Source organism: Streptomyces sp. NPDC002580, assembly GCF_042889485.1.
Taxonomy (GTDB): domain Bacteria; phylum Actinomycetota; class Actinomycetes; order Streptomycetales; family Streptomycetaceae; genus Streptomyces.
Window position 1 is genome coordinate 1 of the sequence record NZ_JBIAQZ010000015.1, and the last position, 18219, is coordinate 18219.

Here is an 18219-nt window from a genome sequence, read left to right on the forward strand (position 1 = left end):
TTTCAGCTCCTCCGGCGTTTGAGGAGCGGGGTCCGGGGTGGCGCCCCGGGGACGGGTAGGGGCGGCGGGGGCGAGGGGACACGTCGGGTGTTCCGGGGGATTCCGGGAGGTGGGGGCCGGAAAAGGGTGACGACCCCTGAGCGGGGGGCACCGTCCGTACGTATGGTCTGTTGAGGAGTCAACAGCACGTGGGTGAGAGGCGGCGGAGAACGATGACTCACGGTATGCGGACGGACACTCACGACCAGTATCTCGACGAGCGGCGCGACTGGCGGGACACGGCCACCCGGTACGCCCTGTTGCCCTTGCGGATCTTCCTGGGCGTCACTTTCATCTACGCGGGCATCGACAAACTCACCGACAGCGCCTTCATGAAGGCCTCCGGTTCCGGCTCGATCGGCGACATGATGCACGCCGTGCGGGACTCCTCCGCGATCCCGGCCCTGGTGGACCTGGCCCTGAAGAGTCCCGTCGGCTTCGGCTACGCCATCGCCCTCGGCGAACTGGCCGTCGGGATCGGCACCCTGATCGGCCTGTTCGCCCGCCTCGCCGCGCTGGGCGGCGCGTTCATCTCGCTCAGCCTCTGGCTGACGGTGAGCTGGGCCGCCACCCCGTACTACTACGGGAACGACCTCGCCTACCTGATGGCCTGGCTCCCCCTGGTCCTCGCCGGTGCCTCGGTCCTCTCCGTGGACGCGGCGCTGCGGGCCCGGCGCAGGCAACGCGCCGGGACCTACCGCTAGGCCCTGCCGGGCCCTGCGGCCTCCCCGGGCCGGGGAGGCGACCGCACGTCTACGACCCGGTCTCCGACCGCGCGCCGCGCCGACCCCTGTCGGCGCGGCTTCTGCGTACGGCGTGGGTCACTGAGGCGACGAGGCCCGCCAGGCAGAGGCCGCCGACGACGATCGGGATGATCGCGAACCACTCGGTGTCCCACCAGCCGCCCGCGTCCCCGGCGTAGGCGATGCCTCCGGCGACGAGGAAGAGCCCCGTCACCAGCTTTCCCGGCTGGAACTCATGACGTGGCACGGGCCACCTCCGCCTGGCCCACGCCGACCTGGAGATCGAGGTCGAGGGTGCCGCCGTGCTTGCCGCCCGTCTCCGGCGGCAGGGTCAGCTGCTTGTGCTTGCCCGGTTCCACGTCCACGTCCTTCTCGTCGTCGCCCGGCAACTGGATGTCTCCGACGCCCACCTCGATGGTGAGCCGCACGGTCACGTCCTTGGGAACGATCACCTTCAGCCGGCCCGCGCCCACCTCCGCGTCGGTCGTCACCGTCTGCCCCTTGGCGAGATCGAGGCGGCTGAGGTCGAGGGTGCCCACGCCCGTGCCCAGGTCGTAGCTCGGCCGTACGGCGGCCGCTGTCGCCGGAGTCCAGTTCTTCCGCGCCCAGTGCGTGCCGATGTCCTTCGGCAGGGCCGCGGAGGCGGCGAGGAGTCCTGCCGTGACCACGGCCAGGAAGACGGTGCCCGCGCCCGTGCGTCCGAGGAAGGCACTGAGGGCGATGCCCAGGCCGAACACGATGAGAGCGGCGGCCAGCCCCGCCTGGAGGCTGGTGCCGAGCGCCTGCTCGTCCCAGGTCAGACCCGTGCCGACGGCACCCGCCGCGAGGGCGAGCAGGAAGACCCGGCCGCCGATCCGGCGGGGACCGCGGGGCTTGGGCTCCCGCCCGGCGCTCGGGCCGGGGCCGGTGGTGCCGAGGGCGGTGTTCAGGGCCGCCGCGGCGTCCGGCTCCCGTGCCTCCTGGGGCCCCCACAGATAGCCGGTGCCGCCGACGTGCGAGCCGTCCTTGACGATCGGGTCGCGCCACCAGGAGGAGAACGAGGCGGGAGCGGGTGGCGCCTTCGCCTCCGGCGGGGCGTCGGCGACGGCCTGCGCGGCGATGGGGCTTCCCCTGCTCGCGCGCGGCCGGGAGCTCGGGGAGGGGGCCGGGTCGGCGGCGCCGCGGTGCTGCGACCAGTACCCCGCGCCGGCCAGCAGCAGGGACAGGACGACGGCGAACGTCATCACACTGCCGTTGTTGAGCATGGACAGGAACACCCCGCAGCCGACCAGCGCGAAGAGCACGGCGGCCAGCGCCTGGCCGTCGACACGGCCGGTGAGCAGCTTGCGGACCTCGTTCTCCTCCTCGTCGTCGTACGGGACGAAGAGCCAGGCGAAGCCGTAGAAGATGAGGCCGATGCCGCCGGTCGCGGCGAGCACCGCGAGCACGATCCGGAAGATCACCGGGTCCATGTCGCACTGCCGGCCGAGCCCGGCGCACACCCCGCCCAGCATCTTCTGCCGGTGGTCGCGCCGGAACCCGCGGAGCCCCTCGGAGGCGGTGTCCGTGTCCCCGGGCCGTGCGGTGCCCGCTCCTCCGCGGGCGCGCGGCTCATCGCCCGGAGCGGTGCCGGGGTCCGGCTCCGCCGCCGAGTGCTGGTGATCTGTCATGCGTCCATGGTGACGGGCGGGACGGCGCGGCGGCAGTCGGGATGACCCTGGCCGAACCCTGATATCCGTCCCGGGGGAGGGCCGGAGTCCAGGGCCGGGAGCCGGCTCCCCGATCGCGGTTTCGCGAAGATTCGATCGCGGTTTCCCGAAGATCAGGGGAGTATCGGGGGCCGACCCTGATGCTCCGGTCCGCCGGGCGTGTGAACATCGGTGCCATGCCGGAAGCCGCAGCCATGCCCGTCGACGATCCGCGGCCCCCGCGCAAGCTCTACCGCAGCAGCGACGGACGCTGGCTCGGGGGCGTGGCGCGGGGGCTCGCCGGGCATCTCGGGCTGCCCGTGGTCTGGGTGCGGCTGATGTTCGTCGGTCTGTTCGTGGCGGACGGGCTGGGCGCGTTGCTGTACGCCGCGTTCTGGTTCTTCGTGCCGCTGGGCGTCGGCGGTGTCGGTTCCGTCCGTACGCCGGCGTTCACCACCGAGACCTCGCCCGACGGGCGGCGCAGACTGGTGGCCCGCAAGCCGGACAAGGGCCAGATCCTCGCCCTGCTCCTCATGGTCGTCGTGGCCATGGTCTTCGTCGGCAACGTGAATCTCGGCGGCGGCACCAAGGCGTACCTGTGGCCGACGGTCTTCGTCGGCGCCGGTGTCGCGCTGGTCTGGCGCCAGGCTGACAACGCGCGCCGGGCCCGCTGGGTGGAGGTCGGCCGCCGTCGTCGCACGCTCACGCTGCTGCGGTCCGCGGCGGGAGTCCTGCTCGTCACCGCCGGTGTCTCCGGAATATTCGTCCTTCAGGGCTCCGCGGCGCACCTCGGTTCGGTGCTCCAGGCGGCGCTCGCGGTCCTCGTCGGCGTCGCCCTCCTCGCCGGCCCCTATCTGATCCGGATGACCCAGGACCTCTCCGAGGAGCGCCTGATGCGCATCCGCGCGCAGGAGCGGGCCGAAGTCGCCGCTCACGTCCACGACTCGGTGCTGCACACCCTGACCCTGATCCAGCGCAACGCGGAGAACGCGGGCGAGGTCCGGCGCCTCGCCCGTGCCCAGGAGCGCGATCTGCGGGCCTGGCTCTACAAACCGGAGGGCAGCGGCAAGGACGAGGACGAGGAGCCCGACACCCTCGCCGAGGCGGTCCGCCGGCACGCCGCCGAGGTCGAGGACAAGCACGGCGTTCCCCTCGAGGTCGTCGTGGTCGGCGACTGCCCGCTCGACGACCGTCTGACGGCGCAGATGCAGGCGGCGCGCGAAGCGATGGTGAACGCGGCCAAGTACGGTGGCGAGGGCGGCGCCGTACAGGTCTACGCCGAAGTCGAGGGCAGGACGGTCTTCGTGTCCGTCCGCGACCGAGGCCCCGGCTTCGACCTCGACGCGATACCCGCCGACCGTATGGGCGTCAGAGAATCGATCATCGGCCGCATGGAGCGCAACGGCGGTACGGCGCGACTGCGCGCGGTGCCGGACGGCGGCACCGAGGTCGAGCTGGAGATGGAGAGGGCGGAGAAGACGTCATGAGCGACGCGAACGAGCCTGTGGAGTCCGGCGGTTCGACCGGGGGGACCCCCTCGGCGGCCGCATCCGGAGCAGCCGCCCCCGCGGCCGGACCGGCCGGAGCCGAGGGCGGGCGCCGGGTGCGTGTGGTGCTCGTCGACGACCACCGCATGTTCCGTACGGGAGTGCAGGCCGAGATCGGCGAGACCGAGCGGACCGGCGTCGAGGTGGTCGGCGAGGCCGCGGACGTCGACCAGGCGGTGACCGTCATCACGGCCACCCGCCCCGAGGTCGTCCTCCTCGACGTCCACCTTCCCGGCGGCGGAGGCGTCGAAGTCCTGCGCCGCTGCGCCCCGTTGATGGCCGACGCCGAGCGGCCGGTGCGCTTCCTCGCGCTGTCCGTGTCGGACGCCGCGGAGGACGTGATCGGCGTGATCCGCGGCGGTGCCCGGGGGTACGTGACCAAGACGATCACCGGCACGGACCTCGTGGACTCCGTCTTCCGCGTCCAGGACGGCGACGCGGTCTTCTCCCCGCGCCTCGCCGGCTTCGTCCTCGACGCCTTCGCCTCCACGGACGCCCCGCCCGTCGACGAGGACATGGACCGTCTCACCCAGCGCGAGCGCGAGGTCCTGCGCCTCATCGCCCGCGGGTACGCGTACAAGGAGATCGCCAAGCAGCTGTTCATCTCCGTCAAGACGGTCGAGTCGCACGTCTCGGCGGTGCTGCGCAAGCTCCAGCTGTCGAACCGCCACGAGCTGACCCGCTGGGCGACGGCGCGGCGGCTGGTCTGACCCGGCGCCCGTGACGTGCGGGAGCAGCGGGAGAGCCCCGCGGCCCCGGACGGTGAGGCGGGGCCTGCGCTCCTGACGGACTGACGAATTGACGGACCGACGGACGCCATGGACGGTCCGGAGGGGTCGGGGAGGTTCCGCGACCCGGGGAACGGCGCCGCGCGGGTCGCGGGCGGCGGCCGGTCCGGGGTCAGCCGGTGCCGGATCCGTCCGCTTCCGTGGCCGGGCCCGGGTTCACGGCGACGGCCTTGAAGAACGTGTAGTGGAACGTCCCGTCTCCCGTGGCCGTGCGCCGCAGGTCCAGGACGCCCCGGTCCCAGGCGGGCCGCGTCGTCATCCCCGCCGCGAGGACGTCCCGGCCCGCGGACTCGATCGCGGCGATGAACGTGTCGCGGGTGAAGCCGTCGACCAGGGCGGGGCGGGAGCGGTCCGCGTAGACCGTGCGGGGGCGCACCTCGACCTCCTCGAACCCGGCGCCCGTGACGAGGGGATGCAGGGAACGGCCGATCAGGGCGTTGCCGCCGGCCGCGGACTGGAGTCTCGCCTGGCAGTCGATCGCCGCCCGTGCGTGGGCGCTGTCCGGGTGGAAGAACGCCGAACCGTGGTCTCCCTCGATCACGGTGAGGGTGCCTCCCGGGCGCAGCACGCGGCGCAGGGCGGTCAGCGCCCGGTCCGGGGCGGCCAGGTGCTCCAGGACGAAACAGACGAATACGTGGTCGAACGACGCGTCGGGGAAGGGGAGTTCGAAGAGGTCCGCCTGGTGCCAGGAGACGTGCGCGCCGGGGGCGTGGGCCGTGACGCGGGCCCTGGCCCGGGCGAGGGAGTCGGCCGAGACGTCGACGGCGGTGAAGCGCGCTCCGGGGCTCGCCGTCACCAGGTGGGTCGTCTGCGCGCCCACTCCGCAGCCGACCTCCAGGACCTCGCTGCCGGGCGGGTACGCCGTGCCGGAGTGCAGCAGCTCCGCCAGCGTGTCGGCCTGGTCGCCGAGGCGGCGGGTCTCGCGGTCGGAGTAGCCGTGCACGTAGTCGATGTCCGTGACCCGGTCCCCGCTCGGATCCCGGTTCGTTTCCATGGCGTCGATCGGTGTGGTCATGGGTCGAGCCTCGTCCGAGAATGGCCCGGTGAACAGGTCCAATGACGAGCGTGCCGACCGGTCCATAACCCGTGGCGTCCCCGGCTCGGACTTCCTCCAACTCGACATCGGAGAGGCGCCGTTCGGGGGGCGCGCCGCCTGGCTCGCGGAACGCCTGCGGCGGGCGATCTCCGAGGGGCGGCTGCCGGTCGGGGGCCGGCTGCCCGCGACACGGGTCCTGGCCGCCGAACTGGACGTCTCCCGGGGCGTGGTCACCGAGGCGTACCGGCGGCTCTCGGAGGACGGGCACGTGACGGGCCGGGGACGCAACGGGACCGTCGTCGTCGCGGCCCCGGTCCGCCCCGCTCCGTCGCCCGCGCCACCCCGACAGGCCTCCCGCGGGGACCTGTTCACCACCGAGCCCGGTGACGACCTCCTGGACCTGATCCGCTCCGCCCCCGCGCGCATCGACCTCTCGCCCGGCGTGCCCGACCTCGCCGCGTTCCCGCGGGCGGCCTGGCTGCGGGCCGAGCGCGAGGCGCTGGCGGGGCTGTCGGCCTCGGGGCTCGGGTACGGCGATCCGCGCGGGGTACCGGAGCTGAGGCGGGCCGTGGCGCACTGGCTGGCGCGGAACCGGGGCATCGGCGCCGAGCCCGACGAGGTGATCGTCGTGGCCGGCACCGCACAGGCGCTGGCCCTCGTCGGACAGGTGCTGCGCGCCGACGGGGTGGAGGAGATCGCGGTGGAGGACCCGGGTTCGCTCGGAGTCCGCCAGCAACTGGGCCGCCAGGGGCTGCGCACCCCGCCCGTGCCCGTGGACACCGAGGGCGTACGGGTGCGGGAACTGGGCGGGTACGGAGCCGTGCTGCTGACCCCGGCGCACCAGTTCCCGACCGGGGTCGTGCTCGGGGGCGCGCGGCGCCGGGCGCTGATGGACTGGGCCGCGGCGGGCGGACTGATCGTCGAGGACGACTACGACGCCGAGCACCGCTACGACCGGCCGCCGGTGTCCGCGCTGCGCTCGATGCTGCCCGAGCGGGTCTACTACGCGGGCAGCGTGTCCAAGCTGCTCGCCCCCGCGCTGCGCACGGGGTGGCTGCTCGCCCCGGCCCGTCATCAGGACGCGCTGGTCGCCGCGAAGCGCTTCGCCGACCTCGGCAACGCCGTCCTGCCCCAACTCGTCCTCGCCCGGCTGATGGAGTCGGGCGAGCTGGAGCGGCATCTGCGTCTCGTGCGCCGCAGGCACCGCCTCCGCCGTGACGCGATGATCGCGGCGCTGCGCGAGCGGATACCGGGCGCGGTCGTGCACGGCGCCGCCGCCGGGCTGCACCTCCTGATCACGTTCCCCGAGCCGGCCGGGGGTGCCGTACGCGGCGACGGGGCGACCGGGTTCACGGACACCGGCCTCGCCGCCGCCTGCCTGGCGCGCGGGGTCAAGGTCCATCCGCTGTCCTGGCACCGGCAGCGACCCGGCCCGCCCGGCCTGCTCCTCGGGTACGCCGCTTCCCCGGCGACCGCCATCGCGGAAGGCGTGGCGGTGATCGCGGACGCGCTCCTGGACCGGCCGTCCTGACGGAGCCTGCCGGGAGGCCTCGGCGGGCGGCTCCCGGCAGGGGCTCGGCCGCCTCGGCCGGAACCGGCGGGCGGACGGGCGGACGGGGTCACACCACCCGGGTGGCGCCCACGAAGGGCATCTCGTCGAGGGGGGCGAGCCGCACGGGTGCCGACGGATTCGGCGCGTGGATCATCTGCCCGTTGCCGACGTAGATGCCCACGTGGGTGATCCCCGGGTAGAAGAACACCAGGTCGCCGGGGCGCAGTTCGGACCGGGAGACCCGCTGGCCGGCGTTGATCTGGGAATAGGTCGTCCTGGGCAGCGAGAGGCCCGCCGAACGGTAGGCGGCCTGGGCGAGCCCGGAGCAGTCGAAGGCGTCGGGCCCGGTGGCACCCCAGACGTAGGGGCTGCCCAGCTTCGCGTAGGCGTAGGAGACGGCGGCCGCGGCCCGGGAGCTGGTGGACGCGGCGGCGGTACCGGAAGCGGCCGACGCGCCGGACGGCGCCGGGAGCGACTCCCGGGCCGAGGAGCGCGAGACGTGCTGCTGCTCGCCCGCGGCACCCCGCTCGGCGTACTGGGCGCGCTGCTCGGGGCTGAGCCGCGCCAGCAGCCTGCGTGCCGTGGAGAGCTTCTCGTTGATCGTCTTCTTCTGCTGCCTCAGTTCGGTCTGCCGCGACTTGAGCGAGGCGAGTTCGACGTGCGCGGCGCCGCGCAACTGCTCGATCTCCCGGAGCTCCCTGCGGACCCCGGCGACGGCCGAGGACTGCCGGCTGCCGACCCGCTCCGCCATCGCGGCGCCGTCCAGGTACCGGTCGGGGTCGTCGGACAGCGCGAGTTGTACCGCGGGGTCGAGTCCACCGCTGCGGTACTGCGCCGCCGCCATCGAACCCAGGGCGTCCCGCGCCGAGTTGAGCCGGTCCTGGCGGCGCGCGGCCTCGTCGCGGAGCGTCCCCAGGCGCGTCTCCGCCTTGTCGGCCTTCTCCTTGGCGCCGTTGTACTTCTCGGTGGCGGCCTCCGCCTCCTCGTACAACTTGTCGACCTTGGCCTTCACCTGCGTCGGGGACAGCTGGGGGTCGGCGTGGCCGATCCCGTCGAAGCCGGTCGCCGTCGCCGCGCCCGCGAGGGCGATGGTGACTGCTGTGCGGGCCGTGTTTCCACCGATCGAGCGCTGCTTGGTCCTGCGGTGCGCTGCCACGAGGGCCCACATCCTTCCGTACGACCGCCCTCGTGAGAGCGGTCAAGCGGTGACACGTCCGGCGGCGGCTCACACAGGGGGAGCGGGGCCGCCGCCGGACCTTCTCGGCGGTGGTGGCCGACTGCCGCCCCTGGCCCGGGCGGCGGTGGGGAGCCGGTCACCTGGGGGAGGACGTTAAACCTGGGAGCGCGGCGTTGGTAACGCCTTGTGCGGAACTGTCCGCATTGGATTGCCCGGCGACCTCATGTGACCGAGATTCCGGCCTTGCGCCGCCGGGTTCACGCAGAGTGATGACCGATGCGCCGAATCCCGGACGACCGGAGTGGCCCCGGTGCTATGGATGACACGAGAGGGACGGGTGGCGAGAGTGCACGGAGCGGACCGGGCGAATCGGGCGGGCGGGGTGAACGGGCGACCCTGGGGAACGAGGGGCGCGCGGGCATGACGGCCCGGCGGGAACGGGACGATCCCGGGAAACGTGGAGCGCTCGGGCAGGGCCGTCCGGCCGGCACGGGGACGGCGAAGCGGAACGGGGTCAAGAGGGACGGGGCCAAGAGGCACGGACCGGCGGGACCTCGCGGACCGGACGTTCGGGTGTGGGGGCGGGGGTGTCAGGCGCCTCGGCCCCGGGTCGCGGACCTGACGGCGAGAACGGCCCCCGCGGCGACCACGGCCCACGCCGCCACCGCGATCCACAGCAGGACCTGCCCCGGCCCCTCCAGCCAGGACACGTCGAGGGCGTCCGCCACCGACAGCGTCGCCACCGCCGTCATCCCCATGGGGAACGCGGTCGCCCAGCGCAGCACGTCGTAGCGCGGACGCGGCCACACGACCTCCGCGACGAGCAGCAGGCAGTACCAGAGGAGGTCCAGCGCGAGCAGGGCCCCGGTCGTGGCGCGCAGGACGCCCTGGTCGTCGTCGTTCCACAGGTACGGGTCCAGGTGGTGCGCGGCGACGAGTCCCGCCCCGGCCAGCGCCGAGATCGCCAGGGCCCCGCCGGCCACCCAGTGCTCCCCGGCGCCCCGCTTCACCTCCCACAGGTCGAAGTGCGCGAACGACACGCCGTAGAGCACGATGCCCAGCCAGAACAGCGCCAGCGCCGCGTGCGTGAGCCAGGCGGCGCCCACGGCCGGGCCGATCGCCGAGGCCAGGACGGAGAGTCCCTGGGTGGCCACGCAGACGAGGAACACGGCGCCCGTCATACGGCGCCGCCAGTTCCGTACGACGGCCAGGACCAGCACCGGCCAGAGCACGGCCGACAGCGCGAGCAGGGCCTCGGCGAGCACCTGCCGGCCCCGTACGGACAGCCCGGTGCCGAGCACGGTGGTCGCGGCGACGGCGGTGAGTCCGGCCGGGGTGCCGGCCTGCCGCACCCATCGCTCCCGGTCGCGGACCAGCCGGACGGAGAAGTCCGCGGCCAGCCCGAGCCAGGCGACGGACGCGAGGACCAGCGCGACACGGGAGAGTGCCTCGTGGCCGGTCAGGCGCAGCCCGACCGAGAGGATCCCGGTGGCCATGACGGCGGCCCCGGCGGCGGGCGACCGCCGCGCCCACCAGGCGCGGAGGGAGGGGTCCGGTACGGCCGGTGTGTCTGGCATGCGCCCGATGCTAGGGATCTCCGGCGCCGTTGCCGGTGGGGCACGCGCGCGGGGAGCGCGAAAACGCGGGGCGCCGGCGGGAGGGGCGCGCGCGGGCGAGGGGCGCGGACGGTGCGGCGGGGGCGCGGGGCACGGCGGCGCGGGCCTTTCGGTTCCACGCGCGCGTGCCCCGCGAGAGGCGTCGTTCGCGTCCGCTCTACGCCGGGCGCACCACGCTGTGGATCGCCGAGGTGCCGTCGTAGTAGATCGACTCCTCGCGGACGTACGCCCCCGGCTTCGGCGCGTGGATCATCATGCCGTTGCCGATGTACAGGCCCACGTGGCTGATGTCGTCGTAGAAGAAGACCAGGTCACCGGGTTGGGCGTCGGCCAGGGAGACCGTCGTGCCGGCCTTCACCTGGTCGTAGGTGACGCGCGGGAGACTGACGCCGGCGGCCTTCCAGACGGCCTGGGTCAGCCCCGAGCAGTCGTAGGAGTCCGGGCCGGTGGCACCCCAGACGTACGGTTTGCCGATCTGCGTGCGGGCGAAGGAGAGCGCCTTGGCCGCCTTCGCCGCGTACGAGGGGTCCGTGGCCGTGGAGCCGGACGTCGAACCTGAAGCCGGGCCGGAGGCCGAGCCGGCCGTGGAGTCCGGCGACTGCTGCCGGGCGGCCTCCTGCGCGGCGGCCTGCTGACGCGCCAGCTTCGCGGCCTCGGCCGTGGCCCGCTCCCGCTTCTTCTCCTCGATCGCGGCCAGCCGCGCCTTTTCCTCGGCGGTCAGCTTCGACAGGACGTCACGCGCCTCGGTGAGCTTGTGCTGCACCGTGGCCTTGGACGTCTTGAGCGCGTTCCGCGAGGCGGTCAGCGACCGCAGGCTCTCGGTGGCCTCCGTCCGCTTCCTGGCGGTGGCGGCCTGCTCCGTGGCGTAGTCGTCGACGGCCGCCTTCTGGCGGGTCGTCAGACGGCTCATCAGCTGGGTCTGGTCGAAGTAGTCCTGCGGGTCGTCGGCCAGCAGCAGGCTCGTGCTGTTGGGCGCGGCGGCGCCGGTGCGGTACTGGGCGGCGGCGAACGAACCCAGCTCCTCGCGCGCGGTGTTCAGCTTCTCGGTGCGCTCGGCGACGTCGTCGAGCAGGGTGTCGACGCGCTTCCGCTGCTTGGCCGTCTTCTCCCGGGTCGCGTTGTACTTGTCGGTGGCCGTCTCGGCCTGGTGGTAGAGGTCGTCGACCTTCTTCTGGACTTCTTCGAGGCTGGGCCTGGGTTCGGCGGCGGGGGCGGCGTTCGCCGTCTGGGAGAACAGGGCCATGGAGGCGAGAGCGGCCGTCGCGAGGGCCGGGGTCCGTATGCCGGCCCGCGTGCCCGTGCGACGCCCTGTGCGGTATGACGCCAAGAGAGGCGACTCCTTCCGTCATCCGCCTACCGGGTTAGCTGTCGGGTTCGGGCGGGTGGTTCCGGAAGGTTGCCCTACGGTCCTTGCCCCACAAGGCGGTTGGACCGATTCACCCCAAGGTCGGTGGGTCCCCGGCTCCGGCCGCCCCATGGACGTGCCGAACTCGGCGGAGGCCGCCCGGCCCGGCGAGGTTCGCCGGTTGCGGTCGAGCGGCCTTCCCGCACGCTAACCAACTGGTGTGGCCCGTGTGAAGGTTGATGTGCGATATGTCCGATACATTTTCGTGACCTTTTCCGCGCGTCCCGCCGTCCATGACGCATTCACGATGATCCGCGTGCCCGTCGGCGCCTTCGTGGCAGTGTGTCCCGAGCGGGCGGGCGACGGTTCGCGCCCGGGTGTCCGCCGGGGGGTGCGGGTGCGTGGGGGTTCCACCCCGGTGCCGACCCCGGCCGGCTGCGGGGTTCGGCCCCGGCGCCGACCCGGGGCCGGTTCGCCGCCGTCGCGGTGCGGACGCGTACGGTCACCGCCTCCGGTGTCGTCGGAGCGAGCCGGTCCGCCAGCGAGCCGCGTCATGACTTCCGGCCGAGTTTCCGGGGTGGCGGCGGGCTGTCAGTGGGGCGGCCTAGACTCGGAGAGCGATGAGCAGCCTCTTTGATGACAGCTTCCTGGCGGCCCTCCAGCCCTCCGCGGCTCACGAGGACGAACACCCGCCGCCGCCCGAGGACGATCACGTACCGGAGTCGGTTCCGGACGATCTGTTCGGCGGCAGGTTCGACGTGCCGCCGAACCGGGACGCGTACTACCGCGACGGCGCGCCCAGGCCCGCCGTGGACCCGGCGGCCCTGCTGGACGGCCTGAACGAGAACCAGCGCGCGGCCGTGGTGCACGCCGGCTCCCCGCTGCTCATCGTGGCCGGCGCGGGCTCCGGCAAGACCCGTGTGCTCACCCACCGGATCGCCCACCTGCTCGGCGAGCGCCACGTCCACCCCGGCCAGATCCTCGCGATCACCTTCACGAACAAGGCCGCGGGCGAGATGAAGGAGCGCGTCGAGGCGCTCGTGGGCCCGCGCGCCAACGCGATGTGGGTGATGACGTTCCACAGCGCCTGCGTCCGCATCCTGCGCCGCGAGAGCAAGAGGCTCGGCTTCACCTCGTCGTTCTCGATCTACGACGCCGCCGACTCCAAGCGGCTCATGGCGCTCGTCTGCCGTGATCTCGACCTCGACCCGAAGCGCTTCCCGCCGAAGTCGTTCAGCGCCAAGATCTCGAACCTGAAGAACGAGCTGATCGACGAGGAGGACTTCGCGGTCCAGGCCACCGACGGCTTCGAGAAGACCCTCGCCCAGGCCTACGCGATGTACCAGTCGCGGCTGCGCGAGGCCAACGCGCTCGACTTCGACGACCTGATCATGACCACGGTCAATCTCCTGCGTGCCTTCCCGGACGTGGCCGAGCACTACCACCGCCGGTTCCGGCACGTCCTGGTCGACGAGTACCAGGACACCAACCACGCGCAGTACGCGCTGGTCCGGGAACTCGTCGGCACCTCCGCCCACCCCGTGGACGTACCGTCCGGCGAGTTCGACCTGCTCCCCGCCGAGCTGTGCGTCGTGGGCGACGCCGACCAGTCGATCTACGCCTTCCGCGGCGCGACCATCCGCAACATCCTCCAGTTCGAGGAGGACTACCCGAGCGCGACCACGATCCTCCTGGAGCAGAACTACCGCTCCACCCAGACGATCCTGTCCGCCGCCAACGCGGTCATCGAGCGCAACGAATCCCGCCGCCCCAAGAACCTGTGGACCAACGCGGGCGCGGGCGCGAACATCACGGGCTACGTCGCGGACACCGAGCACGACGAGGCCCAGTTCGTCGCCGAGGAGATAGACCGTCTCACCGACGCGGGCGAGGCCAAGGCCGGCGACGTCGCGGTCTTCTACCGGACGAACGCGCAGTCCCGTGTCTTCGAGGAGATCTTCATCCGCGTCGGCCTGCCGTACAAGGTCGTCGGCGGAGTCCGTTTCTACGAGCGCAAAGAGGTCCGGGACGTCCTGGCCTACCTCAGGGTGCTGTCCAACCCCGAGGACTCGGTCCCGCTGCGCCGCATCCTGAACGTGCCCAAGCGCGGCATCGGCGACCGCGCCGAGGCGATGATCGACGCCCTCTCGCAGCGCGAGAAGATCAGCTTCGCGCAGGCGCTGCGCCGCGTCGACGAGGCCTACGGCATGGCCGCGCGCTCCACCAACGCGGTCAAGCGGTTCAACGTGCTCATGGAGGACCTCCGCACCATCGCCGAGTCCGGCGCGAGCCCGGCCACCGTGCTGGAGGCCGTCCTCGAACGCACCGGCTACCTGGCCGAGTTGCAGGCCTCCACCGACCCGCAGGACGAGACCCGGATCGAGAACCTCCAGGAACTCGCCGCCGTGGCACTGGAGTTCGAGCAGGAGACCGGTGAGGGCGAGGCCCCGGCCGGACTCTCCGCGTTCCTCGAGAGGGTCGCGCTCGTCGCCGACTCCGACCAGATCCCGGACGAGGAGGACGGCAACGGCGTCATCACCCTGATGACCCTGCACACCGCCAAGGGCCTCGAATTCCCGGTGGTCTTCCTGACCGGCATGGAGGACGGCGTCTTCCCGCACATGCGCGCCCTCGGACAGGTCAAGGAGCTGGAGGAGGAGCGGCGCCTGGCCTACGTCGGCATCACGCGCGCGCGGGAGCGGCTCTACCTCACCCGCTCGTCGATGCGCAGCGCCTGGGGGCAGCCCTCGTACAACCCGCCCTCGCGTTTCCTGGAGGAGATCCCGGCGGTCCATCTGGACTGGAAGCGCACCGGGGCGACGGTGCCCAGGGCTGCCGGCCCGGTCTCGGGAGTCGCCGCGTCCCTGTCGTCGTCGCGCTCGCGTTCCGCCGCCTCGGGGGCCTCCGGGTTCGCCACGCGACGCGGCGCCTCCGAGAAGCCGGTGGTCTCCCTGGCGGTCGGGGACCGGGTCACGCACGACCAGTTCGGCCTCGGCACCGTGGTCGGTGTGAAGGGGACGGGCGCGAACACGGAAGCTACGGTCGACTTCGGAGAGCCCAAGCCGAAGCGGCTGCTCCTGCGGTACGCGCCGGTCGAGAAGCTGTAGCGGGGGCCACCCGGTCACGGGAGATCCCCGGCCGCCGGAGGGCGCCGGGGATCGACGGCCGTTCGCCGCCGCATGCGGGGCGGATCAGAGGACGACCGTCGCCGCGAGGTGCGCGGTGCGGGTCAGGTGGGGTCCAGGCTGTGGCTGCGCAGCCACGGCAGCGGGTCGATCGCCGAACCGCCGGCCGGCCGGACCTCGAAGTGCAGGTGCGGGCCGGTCGAGTTGCCGGAGTTCCCCGAGAACGCGATCTGGTCACCGGCCTTCACGGTGGTGCCCGAGGGGACCTTGTACGTGGAGAGGTGGCAGTACCACGTCTCGGTGCCGTCCATCGCGGTCACGATCATCATGTTGCCGTACGCGCTGTTCCACTGCGTCCGCACGGTCCCGTCGGTCGCGGACATCACCGGAGTGCCGTACGAGACAGGGAAGTCGATGCCCGTGTGCACGGACATCCAGTTGATGCCTGCCTGGCCGTAGTAGGCGCTGAGGCCCTGCTGCGCCACCGGAAGGGCGAACTTCGGGCGCAGCCGCTCCTTGCGGGCCGCCTCCTCCGCCGCCTTCTTCTTCTCCGACACCTGCTGGGCCTTGAGGTCGATGCGTTCCTGCGTACGGCTCGCCCGGTCGGCGAAGTCGTCCGCGCCCGCGGAAAGGCTCCTGAGCTGGGTGTCCAGCTTGTTGTTGGCGGCCGACGGCTTCACCGCGGCCGTGTCGGAGGCGCTGGCCGTCGTGTCCCGCGTGTCGCTCCCGCCGGTGTCCACCACGGAGGCGGCCGCGATCCCCGCGACGCCCATCACGCAGGCGGAGGGCACCGCGACGGTCAGCAGGGCGGAACGTTTCGCGGGACTGCGGCGCCGGGAACGGGAGGCGGACCGCGACGCCGGACGCGGCGCCGGGGTGATCTCCTCCACGCCTTCGAGCAACGGCGTCTCGCGCCCCTCGGCGTACGCGTCGTACGCCTTGTGGGAGTCGTCCGGCTCGGTGTCGTCGCCCTCTTCGAACTCGTCCTCGTCCTCGTCGAATTCACCCTCGTCGAACTCGTCCTCGTCGAGGTCGAGTTGATCGCGGGCCTGCTCGAAGGTGGCGGTCGCCAGCTGGTCGAAGGGAACCGGAGCCGTCGGATCGGCGGGCGGCTCGTACGTCATGTCGAGCTGGGTGAGCTCGTGGTTGTACGCCTCGGACTCGGCGTGCTGCTGCGGGTGTTCGTGCTGCTGCGGGTACTCGTGCTGGGAGTGCTGGTGTTCGTACGGCTCCGGCTGTTGGTGCTCGTACGCCTGGTACGCGCCCTGGCCGCCGGCGGTGTTCCACTGGGTGGCGTCGTACGCGCCCGTCTCCTGCGTCGGCGCGCCCCACTGCTGCGTCCCGTCGGCCGACTGGCCGGGCTGGACCCAGGTGTTCGCGTCCCACTGGCCCGAGGCGTCCGGACCCTGGTGCTGCGCGGGAATGTCGGCGAGCTGCTGGTAGCCCGCAGCCCAGGCCGTCGTCCCGTAGGCGCCGGTGTCGTAGGAGGCCTGGTGCTGCGCCGCGTACGGGTCGTACTCCTGCGCCTGCTGGGCGCCGGAGTTCCACTGCGTGGCGTCGTACGAACCGGTGCCGCCGCCCGGCATGTTGCCGAAGAGCGGGTCGGCGTCGTAGTGCGTGGCGTAGGGATCTGCGGTGGCCGTGTTCGCGCCGGGGCCGAAAGCGGCGGCGGAGTAGTCGCCGTGCGCGGTGACATCGCCGTACTGGGCTTCGTGGGCGCCGTACGGCGCGTAGAGCGCCGGATCGGCATCGGAAGCCGGGGCCGGGGGAGTCACGATCCCCGACGGGTGACGGTCGTTCACCAACTTCTCTTTCGCCTCGACAACAGGGGCTGGCAGAGCAGTGCGGCGACTGTACCCGGCGGTATGCGGGCGCGACAATCTTCGGCAGGTTTCCCCTTCGGCGGAAAGGGGCATTCGGCTGCGTTTCGGGGGAGGGCGGACCAGGCTTTGGCCTGGCGTTCGATATACGTTCGAGTTGCCGGGGGTGTGAGGCGGCTGTCAGGGGACCGTCAGGCCACCGTGAGACCGCCGACCCGGGCGGCGCCGCGGGCTCCGGACGCCTCGATGTCGAGTGCCTGGCGGATCCCTGTCGCGACGGCCGGGTGCACGGGCAGCGCGAGATGGCCGACACCGCTGACCCGGACGTTCTGGGTGAGCAGGTCGGGGTGGTCCACGCAGGCCGTCTCCAGCGGATCCATCAGGTGGTCGAGATCGCTCCAGAAGCTCACGAACTGCGTGCGGCAGCCCGGGGCCGGTCCGGTCAGCTCGTCGATCACCGCGGAACCGGGGCGCATCTGGCGGACGATCGGGTGCGCGTTCATCAGAGGGGCCACGCGGGTGCCCGAGTGCGGGGTGCCGAGGGTGACCAGCGTGCGGACGTGGGTGTCGCCGCCGAGGCACTGCACGTAGTAGCGCGCGATCAGTCCGCCGAGGCTGTGCCCGACGATGTCGACCCGCTCGTGGCCCGTGCGCTCGCAGATCTCCTCGATGTGCCGGCCCAGCAGCTCCGCCGCGGTGCGGATGTCGCACGTCAGCGGCGAGTAGTTCAGCGACTCGATGTGCTGCCTGCCGTGCTGGGCGAGGTTGCGGCGCAGCAGCAGGAAGACGGAACGGTTGTCGATGAAGCCGTGGAGCAGCACGACCGGGGGCTTGTCCTCGGTGGGCAGCTTGGCGGCGTCGTCGGGGGAGGGGAGCGAGGGGGTGGCGCGGCGCTCCTGGGTGATGCCGGAGGGGTAGAGGAGGAGGTGTCCGGCGAGGATCGCGATCTCCAGGGCTGTTGCCTTCAGCAGGGCTACCGATAGGCCGGCCAGTCGTGTCGGAAACAGGCGCTGACAGAGGGGAAGAAAGGGCGTCGCGGCCCCGGTGACCTTCATGGCCGACCTCCAGTCGGCACGCGGCAGGACCACTCCGTCCCCCGTGTGCCCTAGCGGAAAGCCGTGAGGTCGGCGACGGCGGTGGCCGACGGCGCGTCCTCGGCGCATGGGAGGCCGGTGACGCTACGGAGTGCCGTGCCGAGGATCGGGGGACACGACACCGACCCCGGCTCCGCGGCGGTCCGTCGGCAGGCTGAGCCGACATCGTGCCGTGGCGTGGAGTCGTTCTCGTCGTCCCGCTGTCCTCTTCCCGGCGTGGCTCCCCGCTGTCGTGCCGTTGCCGATGTGCCCCATCGCCACGCCGTCCCGCTGACGGCGCGGTGCTGTGGCCACCTGATCGCGGCTCTTCTTGCGCGAGGCTCCGGCCGTGGCCCGTACGCCGCTCATGTGTGCGGCGCCAGTGCCGCGGTACGGAACCGTGCGCGGCGAACTTGTCCCACTGTGTGATTTCCCCCTCGGTCTCCACCGTGAAACTGCCGGTTACGGGATGCTGGCGATAACGTTCGTTCACTTCCCCGGCCGAATACGGCTCGGGGCACCTGTGCCGCTTGGCCCGACCGGTGCTCCGGAGGCGCCGGGGACGGCGGGCGAAAAAAATGTGCGGTATGTGTCGATGGTCAGTAGTCGGGCGGTCGGTGGATACCGCCTGGTAACAGTAAGTGGTCGACGTGTTCCGATGGGTGGTCACCGGGTGGTGGCCCTGATCGGT

The 18219-nt window shown here is 72.4% G+C and carries 13 protein-coding genes and 1 riboswitch; of the genes, 5 read left to right on the plus strand and 8 right to left on the minus strand.

What is annotated here, in order from left to right; genetic code table 11:
• The first annotated feature begins 212 nt into the window (after nucleotides 1-212).
• Nucleotides 213-743 carry a DoxX family protein gene (locus ACFYW7_RS34485; protein ID WP_389509764.1) on the plus strand — a complete coding sequence of 177 codons (531 nt, stop codon included), beginning with the start codon at nucleotides 213-215 and terminating at the stop codon, nucleotides 741-743.
• 49 nt (nucleotides 744-792) lie between these two features.
• Here ACFYW7_RS34485 and ACFYW7_RS34490 read toward each other — a convergent pair whose 3' ends face one another.
• Both ACFYW7_RS34490 and ACFYW7_RS34495 read right to left on the minus strand, forming a co-directional pair.
• Nucleotides 793-1029 (minus strand): hypothetical protein, encoded by a 237-nt coding sequence (locus tag ACFYW7_RS34490; protein WP_389509766.1) that lies wholly within the window; start codon nucleotides 1027-1029, stop codon nucleotides 793-795.
• Nucleotides 1016-2431: a PspC domain-containing protein gene (locus tag ACFYW7_RS34495; RefSeq protein WP_389509768.1), complete on the minus strand. Its 1416-nt coding sequence runs from the start codon at nucleotides 2429-2431 to the stop codon at nucleotides 1016-1018. The genes ACFYW7_RS34490 and ACFYW7_RS34495 overlap by 14 nt, the downstream gene beginning before the upstream one ends.
• Nucleotides 2432-2646: 215 nt before the next feature.
• Here ACFYW7_RS34495 and ACFYW7_RS34500 point away from each other — a divergent pair, with 215 nt between their 5' ends.
• Together ACFYW7_RS34500 and ACFYW7_RS34505 are read left to right on the plus strand one after the other, a co-directional pair.
• Nucleotides 2647-3936: a PspC domain-containing protein gene (locus tag ACFYW7_RS34500; protein ID WP_389509770.1), complete on the plus strand. Its 1290-nt coding sequence runs from the start codon at nucleotides 2647-2649 to the stop codon at nucleotides 3934-3936.
• The gene (locus tag ACFYW7_RS34505; protein ID WP_389509772.1) at nucleotides 3933-4706 is read left to right on the plus strand and encodes a LuxR C-terminal-related transcriptional regulator; all 774 of its coding nucleotides are present in this window, start codon (nucleotides 3933-3935) and stop codon (nucleotides 4704-4706) included. The genes ACFYW7_RS34500 and ACFYW7_RS34505 overlap by 4 nt, the downstream gene beginning before the upstream one ends.
• Before the next feature lie 190 nt (nucleotides 4707-4896).
• Here the strand turns inward: ACFYW7_RS34505 and ACFYW7_RS34510 are convergent, their stop codons facing one another.
• Complete coding sequence (locus ACFYW7_RS34510) at nucleotides 4897-5799, minus strand: L-histidine N(alpha)-methyltransferase (protein WP_389509774.1); 903 nt, start codon at nucleotides 5797-5799, stop codon at nucleotides 4897-4899.
• 28 nt (nucleotides 5800-5827) lie between these two features.
• Between ACFYW7_RS34510 and ACFYW7_RS34515 the strand changes: the two genes are divergently transcribed.
• Nucleotides 5828-7351 carry a PLP-dependent aminotransferase family protein gene (locus ACFYW7_RS34515; RefSeq protein WP_389509776.1) on the plus strand — a complete coding sequence of 508 codons (1524 nt, stop codon included), beginning with the start codon at nucleotides 5828-5830 and terminating at the stop codon, nucleotides 7349-7351.
• Nucleotides 7352-7439: 88 nt separating this feature from the next.
• Here ACFYW7_RS34515 and ACFYW7_RS34520 read toward each other — a convergent pair whose 3' ends face one another.
• The 3 genes from ACFYW7_RS34520 to ACFYW7_RS34530 all read right to left on the minus strand — a co-directional run bounded on the left by ACFYW7_RS34520 (nucleotide 7440) and on the right by ACFYW7_RS34530 (nucleotide 11492).
• Nucleotides 7440-8528 (minus strand): NlpC/P60 family protein, encoded by a 1089-nt coding sequence (locus ACFYW7_RS34520; RefSeq protein WP_389509778.1) that lies wholly within the window; start codon nucleotides 8526-8528, stop codon nucleotides 7440-7442.
• Between the two features lie 611 nt (nucleotides 8529-9139).
• The gene (locus ACFYW7_RS34525; protein WP_389509780.1) at nucleotides 9140-10126 is read right to left on the minus strand and encodes a tellurite resistance/C4-dicarboxylate transporter family protein; all 987 of its coding nucleotides are present in this window, start codon (nucleotides 10124-10126) and stop codon (nucleotides 9140-9142) included.
• 196 nt (nucleotides 10127-10322) lie between these two features.
• Nucleotides 10323-11492 (minus strand): NlpC/P60 family protein, encoded by a 1170-nt coding sequence (locus tag ACFYW7_RS34530; RefSeq protein ID WP_389509783.1) that lies wholly within the window; start codon nucleotides 11490-11492, stop codon nucleotides 10323-10325.
• Nucleotides 11493-11499: 7 nt separating this feature from the next.
• Nucleotides 11500-11671: riboswitch (cyclic di-AMP (ydaO/yuaA leader) on the minus strand.
• Between the two features lie 459 nt (nucleotides 11672-12130).
• Here ACFYW7_RS34530 and pcrA point away from each other — a divergent pair.
• Nucleotides 12131-14617 carry a DNA helicase PcrA gene (pcrA, locus tag ACFYW7_RS34535; protein WP_389509786.1) on the plus strand — a complete coding sequence of 829 codons (2487 nt, stop codon included), beginning with the start codon at nucleotides 12131-12133 and terminating at the stop codon, nucleotides 14615-14617.
• A 122-nt stretch (nucleotides 14618-14739) separates the two neighbouring features.
• On the opposite strand, the gene ACFYW7_RS34540 is transcribed toward pcrA, so the two are convergent.
• The gene (locus tag ACFYW7_RS34540) at nucleotides 14740-16437 is read right to left on the minus strand and encodes a M23 family metallopeptidase (protein ID WP_389509788.1); all 1698 of its coding nucleotides are present in this window, start codon (nucleotides 16435-16437) and stop codon (nucleotides 14740-14742) included.
• Nucleotides 16438-16646: 209 nt separating this feature from the next.
• Entirely contained in the window at nucleotides 16647-17510 is an 864-nt protein-coding gene (locus ACFYW7_RS34545; protein WP_389509790.1) for an esterase/lipase family protein, read from the minus strand.
• Nucleotides 17511-18219 lie beyond the last annotated feature (709 nt).

Bases quoted from the DNA above. Each gene is read 5' to 3' on its own strand.
- ACFYW7_RS34485 (WP_389509764.1), top strand. From the start codon at position 213: ATGACTCACGGTATGCGGACGGACACTCACGACCAGTATCTCGACGAG.
- ACFYW7_RS34495 (WP_389509768.1), bottom strand. From the start codon at position 2,431: ATGACAGATCACCAGCACTCGGCGGCGGAGCCGGACCCCGGCACCGCT.
- ACFYW7_RS34500 (WP_389509770.1), top strand. From the start codon at position 2,647: ATGCCGGAAGCCGCAGCCATGCCCGTCGACGATCCGCGGCCCCCGCGC.
- ACFYW7_RS34505 (WP_389509772.1), top strand. From the start codon at position 3,933: ATGAGCGACGCGAACGAGCCTGTGGAGTCCGGCGGTTCGACCGGGGGG.
- ACFYW7_RS34510 (WP_389509774.1), bottom strand. From the start codon at position 5,799: ATGACCACACCGATCGACGCCATGGAAACGAACCGGGATCCGAGCGGG.
- ACFYW7_RS34525 (WP_389509780.1), bottom strand. From the start codon at position 10,126: ATGCCAGACACACCGGCCGTACCGGACCCCTCCCTCCGCGCCTGGTGG.
- pcrA (WP_389509786.1), top strand. From the start codon at position 12,131: ATGAGCAGCCTCTTTGATGACAGCTTCCTGGCGGCCCTCCAGCCCTCC.
- ACFYW7_RS34545 (WP_389509790.1), bottom strand. From the start codon at position 17,510: ATGAAGGTCACCGGGGCCGCGACGCCCTTTCTTCCCCTCTGTCAGCGC.